Origin of the sequence: Arthrobacter sp. 2YAF22_2 (genome assembly GCF_052114645.1) — a bacterium.
In the GTDB taxonomy this organism is placed as follows: Bacteria; Actinomycetota; Actinomycetes; order Actinomycetales; family Micrococcaceae; genus Arthrobacter.
The window spans coordinates 1-5,998 of sequence record NZ_JBFRFD010000204.1; the positions used below are offsets into that span (position 1 = coordinate 1).

The window sequence follows — 5,998 nt, forward strand, 5'->3', positions numbered from 1 at the left end:
GGACTACGCGAGGCAGTACGAGTACCTCGTGCTGACGGTGAGCCCTGAAGATTCCCTGCCCGAGGCCCGCCGTCTCTTGGCCGCGCACTCCGAGTACGGCAAGTGGGAACTCGAGCGCAGCGTCCTTTATGTCGGCGGTGGACGGCGCTTCTGGCTCCGCCGGAAGGTCATCCAAGTCCAGCGGACCGTCTAGGCCTTCAGCACACCGTTTAGGAATCCAACGGGCCCAGCCATGCATTGGCCACGGTATTGTGCGCCGATTCATCGTCCGAGGGATGGAACATGCCCGCGAGAACGTCCCGGTAGAGGCGTTCGAGTTCCGAGCCGCGAAAATAGCTGGACCCGCCCGAGACCCTGATCGCCAGATCCACCACGTTGCGGGCGGTTTCGGTAGCGCGGACCTTGACCCCGACGAGCTTGGGGAACCACTGCCCGCCGTGGTCGGTGAGGGAGTCGACGTCGGCCGTCACGGCAGCGAGCTGCGGGTAGAGCGCATCCATGGCCATGGCCGCTTCCGCTACCTTCCAGCGGATGTCCGGGTCCTGAGCGTAGCTGCGGCCGCCGTTCTTGAACGACGTGCGCCGCTGGACCGCTTCCACGCCCAGCTGCAGGGCGCGTTCCCCGATCCCGGTGTAGACCGCCGCCAGCAGCGTCTCGAAACAGGCGAAGATTGCGAAGATCAGGGGATCCGCGTTCGGTCCGACAGGAAGTTTGCGGAAGATCCGCTCGGGCGGCACCACGGCACCTTGCAGGACCGTGGTGTTGGACTGGCTGGCCCGCATGCCCAAGGTGTCCCAGTCGGGCAGGATCTCGTAGCCGGGGGTTTCACGGTCAATGAAGCCGTGCACCAGCTCGCCCTCGCCGTCGCGCGCCGCAGCGTCCTTGCCGAAGATCCCCAGCCGGGTCCAGGCCGGTGAGAGGCTGGTGAAGACCTTCCGTCCGGTGAAGCCATAGCTACCGTCCGGCAACGGCGTGGCCTCGGTCCGGGAGTCAAACAGCACGGAGTCGTTGCCAGCCTCGGAGTTGCCGAAGGCGAAGATCTCGCCCTGAGCAGCCTCCGTCAGGACGAAGTCCAGCGAGGCATCGCCCCGGGCGGCCAGGACATGCGCGACGCCGGTCCAAACCAGGTGCATGTTGATCGCCAGCGCGGTCGCCGGCGCAGCCGTGGCCAGCCGCCGCTGCAGCTGCGCCGCGCCGGCCAGCCTCAGGCCCAGCCCGCCGTCGGCCTCCGACACAAAGATCTTCAGGTAGCCAGCGGCGGAAAGTTCGTGGAGGTCTTCGGTGAAGAAGGCGTTGTCGCGGTCGTAGCCGGCGGCACGGCCGCGGATCCGTTCCAGCAGGGTGTCGGGCAGGATGTCTTCGGGAGTCATGTCTTGGTGACCATTCCTTCGGGTTCGGCTCAGTAGTTGGTCAGCAGCGTGTTCAACATGCGGGCGCCGAACTTGAGCGAATCGGCCGGAACCCGTTCGTCCACGCCGTGGAACATGCCGGTGAAGTCCAGTTCATCCGGCAGCATGAGCGGCGCGAAGCCGTAGCCGGTGATGCCGAGCCGGCTCAGCGATTTGTTGTCCGTGCCGCCGGAGAGCGTGTACGGGAGGACCTTGGCGCCCGGATCTTCGGAATGCAGGGCGTCGATCATGGAGTCCACGAGGTTCCCGGCGAACGGTACTTCAAGCGACACGTCCTGGTGGACGTAGCTGACGTCGACGCCGGTGCCCGCCAGCTCGCGGACGATCTCGAGGACCTGTTCCTGCTGGCCGGGCAGCGTGCGGCAATCCACGAGGGCTTCGGCGGACTCAGGGATCACGTTGTGCTTGTAACCGCCCTTGAGCAGGGTGGGGTTGGTGGTGTTCTGCAGCGTGGCGCCGACGAAGCGGGCCACGGTACCGAGTTCCTTGAGGATCTTGTCCGGGTCATCGGGATCGAATTCGACGCCGGTGAGCTCGGTCACGCCGTCGAGGAACTGCCGGGTGGTGGGCGTCAGCTCCACCGGCCAGCGATATTCGCCGATCCGCGAGACGGCGCTGGCGAGGCGGGTCACGGCGTTGTCCGTGTTGATCTGCGAGCCGTGGCCGGCGCGCCCGTGGGCTACGAGCCGCAGCCAGGAGAGGCCCTTCTCGGCTGTCTGCAGCAGGTATGTCCGCTGGCCGCCGATGGTGGCGGAGAAGCCGCCGACTTCGGAGATCGCCTCGGTCGCACCCTCGAACAGCTCCGGCCGGTGGTCGACGGCGTAGCTGGCGCCGTACTTGCCGCCCGCCTCCTCGTCAGCGAAGAACGCGAAGATCAGGTCGCGCTTGGGTTTACGCCCCGTGCGGGCGAAATTCCGCATGACGGAGAGGATCATGGCGTCCATGTCCTTCATGTCCACGGCACCGCGGCCCCAGATCAGGCCGTCCTTGAGCTCGGCACCGAAGGGGTCCACCGACCACTGATCGCGCAGCGCGGGGACGACATCGAGGTGGCCGTGGACCACCAGGGCGCTGGCGGACGGATCCTCGCCCGCCAGCCGGGTGACCACGCTGGCCCGGCCCGGCGCGGATTCGAAGATTTCGGCATCCAGCCCGACCTCCGTGATGAGTCCGGCGGTGTACTCCGCGGCTGCGCGCTCCCCCGGGCCGGATCCGTCGCCGTAGTTGGAGGTGTCGATGCGGATCAGTTCCTGGCAGATCCGGACAACCTCGTCTTCGGGCCGAATTTCACTCATTGCGCTCCTCGTGGCGGTGGGTCAGTGCTGGCTTCAGCCTACCCACCGGGCCCGATTATTTGTTTGCCGAATCTTCGTGCTAGAGTCTTTCTCGCTGCTTCCGAGAAAAGCAAAACGCTGAAAGGCGAAATTGTTCCCGGAATTACCACCTGCGCGGGTGGCGGAATGGCAGACGCGCTAGCTTGAGGTGCTAGTCCTCGAAAGGGGGTGGGGGTTCAAGTCCCCCTCCGCGCACAAGGGAAAGCCCCTGGAATCCACGGATTCCAGGGGCTTTTTTCTGTTCCCCAAACGGGCTCTAGCTTTACCCACGCTGGCCGGGTCTATCGTCCCGACGTTGCCCGCCCGCCCTGCGTTGCAACCCATCCGAGTTGTCCACGACGTACACCTGTCCTTCGGGTGCGGCCTTGTGAGATTCCGTGGTGTAGAAACGGATCTCGTGTCCGTCCGGGTCCCTCAGCCCGGCGAGGATCCAGCCGACCGATGCCACCTGGACACCGTTGTGAGGGTCCCCCAGATCGCTCAGCCGGCTGGAGAGGTCATCGAGCGCCGCCTTGGTGGGAACGCCTATCGAAAAGTAGTCGAAGCCCGCCGAGGCTGATGCTTTGTCCGGATCCAACCGCAACGCCAGCCGCGGTCCTCCCTGAGGGTGATTCAGTGCGACACCCATCAGCTTGCCGTCTTCCCGGAACTCCATTGCCAGGAAATATCCGAGCCGGCTCTGGAACCACTCGCTACTGACGTCCAGATCCCGTACCGGTAGCTTGAGGTGATGCACTCCATCAAAGTGCGGAATCGGGCTGTCCATGGCGGAAGTCCTTTCTCGGCCGGTGGCGATCGGCCGGTGGTGATCTAACGATAGATCCGGACCTGTCCCTACCGGCAGTCGGTCAGCCCATCGGGGTGGAGGTCCTGCTGGACAGTGCCCAGGAGGGAACGGAACCTGGCGTCGTCGGACAGTTCCTCGAGGAGTACGACGCCGTCCGGTCCGGCCAGTGGAATACGCCAGTTGGGGTACTCCGTGCTGGTGCCTGGTTGGTTCTGCGTGCGGGTCTCGCCCACGGCATCGACCAGCGCCACCCCCAGCAACGACGACGGCGTGAGCGCCGTGAATGCGTACAACGCCTCAATAGTTTCCTGCACCCCGGCCCGGCCGGTTTTCGGCTCCGTCTCGGGCAGGAGGCCACGCTCGCGGACGAGCGCCAGCACCGCTTCCTGCTCTGCAGCATCGGCGGCGCGTTCTTCGGCGACCGGGCGCCGCAGCAGTCCCAAGGACTCACGGAGGGTGACGTGTTCGCCTGCCAGGTAACCGGCGGTGGGCGGCAGGTCGTGCGTGTTGACGCTCGTGAGGCACTGCTGCCGGTAGCGTTCCGGTGCCAGCGGCCCGTCGTCGTCGTGCTCGAACCACAGGATCGAGGTACCGAAGATCCCTCGCTCGGCCAGGTAATCCCGGACCCAGGGCTCGTAAACACCGAGGTCMTCACCGATGACGACTGCCCCCGCGCGCTGGGCCTCCAGGGCAAGGATCCCGATCAGTGCCTCATGGTCGTAGTAGACGTAGGTGCCTTCGCCCGGTCCGGCGCCCGCCGGAATCCACCAGAGGCGGAACAGGCCCAAAACGTGGTCCACGCGGATGCCGCCGGCATGGCGCAGCACCGTCCGCAGCATGTCCCGATACGCGGCGTACCCGGACTCCGCCAGCCTTCCCGGGTGCCATGGCGGCTGGGTCCAGTTCTGGCCCTGCTGGTTGAACATGTCCGGCGGAGCGCCTACTGTCACCCCCGGCGCGAGGACGCCGGACAGCGTCCAGGCATCGGCGCCGTCGAGCTTCACCCCGACCGCCAGGTCGTGCACGACGCCGAGCCGCATCCCGGCCCGCCGCGCCGCGTCCTGCGCCGACTCCAGCTGCTGGTCGCAGATCCACTGCAGCCAGCGGTAAAACTCGATCCGGTCCGCGAGCGCTGCCCGTTCTGTGGCGCAGTACCGGGTGTACGGCGAGACGGCTTCCTCGGACCACTCCGGGGCCGACGGGCCCAGGCTCTCGCGCAGCGCACACCACAGCGCGAAGTCGTCGAGGCCCTGGCCGTGTTGCCGGCAGAATTCGCTGAACTGGCGCGAGCGGGCCGGGCCCCGGTGGACGCGGAACACCTGCTCCAGGGCGGATAGCTTGGCCTCGTAACTGGAGTTGCGGTCCAGCAACTCCGCGTCGCGGTTGGCGGCGTGCAAGCGGGACGCCAGGCTCGCAATGTTGGCCAAGGCCCGGGGGCCGAGGTAGGCGTACTCGGGGATGTCCTCCACCCGGATGTAGAGCGGATTGAAGAATCGCCTGGTGGTGGGCAGGTACGGCGAGTCTTCCACCGGCGGCCCGGGCTCGGCGGCGTGCAGGGGGTTGACCAGGACAAAGTCGGCGCCTTCCGCGGCGGCCACCGCGGAGAGGTCGGCCAGGTCCGCGATGTCGCCGATCCCCCACGAACGCGAGGAACGCACGGAGTAGAGCTGCGCCGTGAGTCCCCAGCTGCGGCGCCCTGCCAGCGGTGCGGTGGTGTTGAGGCGCTGCGGGGTGACCACCAGCGGGCATTCGGCCGGATCGCCGCCCCCGTCCGCCAGGATGGTGTGCCAGCCGAGCGCTAGTGCCTCCGGCGTCGCGAAGCTCGCTCGGCCGGTCAGGACGCCGTCGACGTCCACGGGCGTCTCCCAGTTCTGCAGCTGGCGGGCCTCGTGCCGGGCTCCGTCCTCCGTGACGATCCAGACACTGACGGGACTTCCGTGCGGCACGTGGACGTCGAAGGAGGCGGCCGAACCTTCCCGCGCCACCACGATGGCCGGCAGGAACCGGCGCCACGGTGCCAGCTGTGCCTCGGCCAGGGACCTCCGGAGCTGCTCTGGGCCGTCGGCCCCGATGCCGAGCGCCGTCAGGACCTGGCGCAGTGTCCCGGCCGCCACGGACCGTTCCACCCCGTCCCAGCCCCAATAGGAGGTTCCGATTTTGTGGGCTGCCGCCAGTTCGCGCAACAGGGCATCCGTCGCCGCCTCTGGAGCTGCCGCGCCCACAGCTGCTGTTTCGGGTTCCGCCACGTGGTTGCTTGGGTGCTCCGCGTCGGTCGTCATCCGCGGCTCAGCCGTTGCTCCGCGTCGGGGCCGGCCCGGTGCTATGGGCGTCCTGGATGTGAGCCTCCCCCACCAGTTCCTGCAGGCCCGCGACGGCTGCCGCGAGGCTGAGGCCGGGCGACTCGACAATGAACGGCATCAGCAGCCGGTTTTCCTTGTCCAGATGCAGGGCGAAGATCTGGCCTAGGG

Annotated in this window: 5 protein-coding genes, 1 tRNA gene and 1 pseudogene; 2 read left to right on the forward strand and 5 right to left on the reverse strand. The window is 67.3% G+C overall.

The features are described 5' to 3' along the window. On the forward strand, nt 1–193 hold a 193-nt coding region (locus AB4Y86_RS09960), incomplete at its 5' end, for a DUF5703 family protein (protein ID WP_441402081.1). Nucleotides 194–209: 16 nt separating this feature from the next. Here the strand turns inward: AB4Y86_RS09960 and AB4Y86_RS09965 are convergent. Further along, nucleotides 210–1,370, reverse strand: coding sequence for an acyl-CoA dehydrogenase family protein (locus AB4Y86_RS09965; RefSeq protein WP_441402082.1), 1,161 nt, complete (start codon nt 1,368–1,370; stop codon nt 210–212). 29 nt (nt 1,371–1,399) lie between these two features. Then, nucleotides 1,400–2,704, reverse strand: a complete 1,305-nt coding sequence (locus tag AB4Y86_RS09970) for a M20/M25/M40 family metallo-hydrolase (protein WP_441402083.1) — start codon at nt 2,702–2,704, stop codon at nt 1,400–1,402. 151 nt (nt 2,705–2,855) lie between these two features. Between AB4Y86_RS09970 and AB4Y86_RS09975 the strand changes: the two genes are divergently transcribed. After that, nucleotides 2,856–2,938 (forward strand) — tRNA-Leu (locus AB4Y86_RS09975). Between the two features lie 67 nt (nt 2,939–3,005). On the opposite strand, the gene AB4Y86_RS09980 is transcribed toward AB4Y86_RS09975, so the two are convergent. The 3 genes and pseudogenes from AB4Y86_RS09980 to AB4Y86_RS09990 all read right to left on the reverse strand — a co-directional run. Next, nucleotides 3,006–3,509 (reverse strand): VOC family protein, encoded by a 504-nt coding sequence (locus AB4Y86_RS09980; RefSeq protein ID WP_441402084.1) that lies wholly within the window; start codon nt 3,507–3,509, stop codon nt 3,006–3,008. A gap of 68 nt (nt 3,510–3,577) precedes the next feature. After that, entirely contained in the window at nt 3,578–5,809 is a 2,232-nt protein-coding gene (malQ, locus tag AB4Y86_RS09985) for a 4-alpha-glucanotransferase (RefSeq protein WP_441402085.1), read from the reverse strand. A 7-nt stretch (nt 5,810–5,816) separates the two neighbouring features. Continuing rightward, nucleotides 5,817–5,998 (reverse strand): annotated as a pseudogene (locus AB4Y86_RS09990) (hypothetical protein); the annotation flags it as partial.

Coding starts and splice junctions, on each gene's coding strand:
- AB4Y86_RS09965 (WP_441402082.1), bottom strand. CDS start 1,370: ATGACTCCCGAAGACATCCTGCCCGACACCCTGCTGGAACGGATCCGC.
- AB4Y86_RS09970 (WP_441402083.1), bottom strand. CDS start 2,704: ATGAGTGAAATTCGGCCCGAAGACGAGGTTGTCCGGATCTGCCAGGAA.
- AB4Y86_RS09980 (WP_441402084.1), bottom strand. CDS start 3,509: ATGGACAGCCCGATTCCGCACTTTGATGGAGTGCATCACCTCAAGCTA.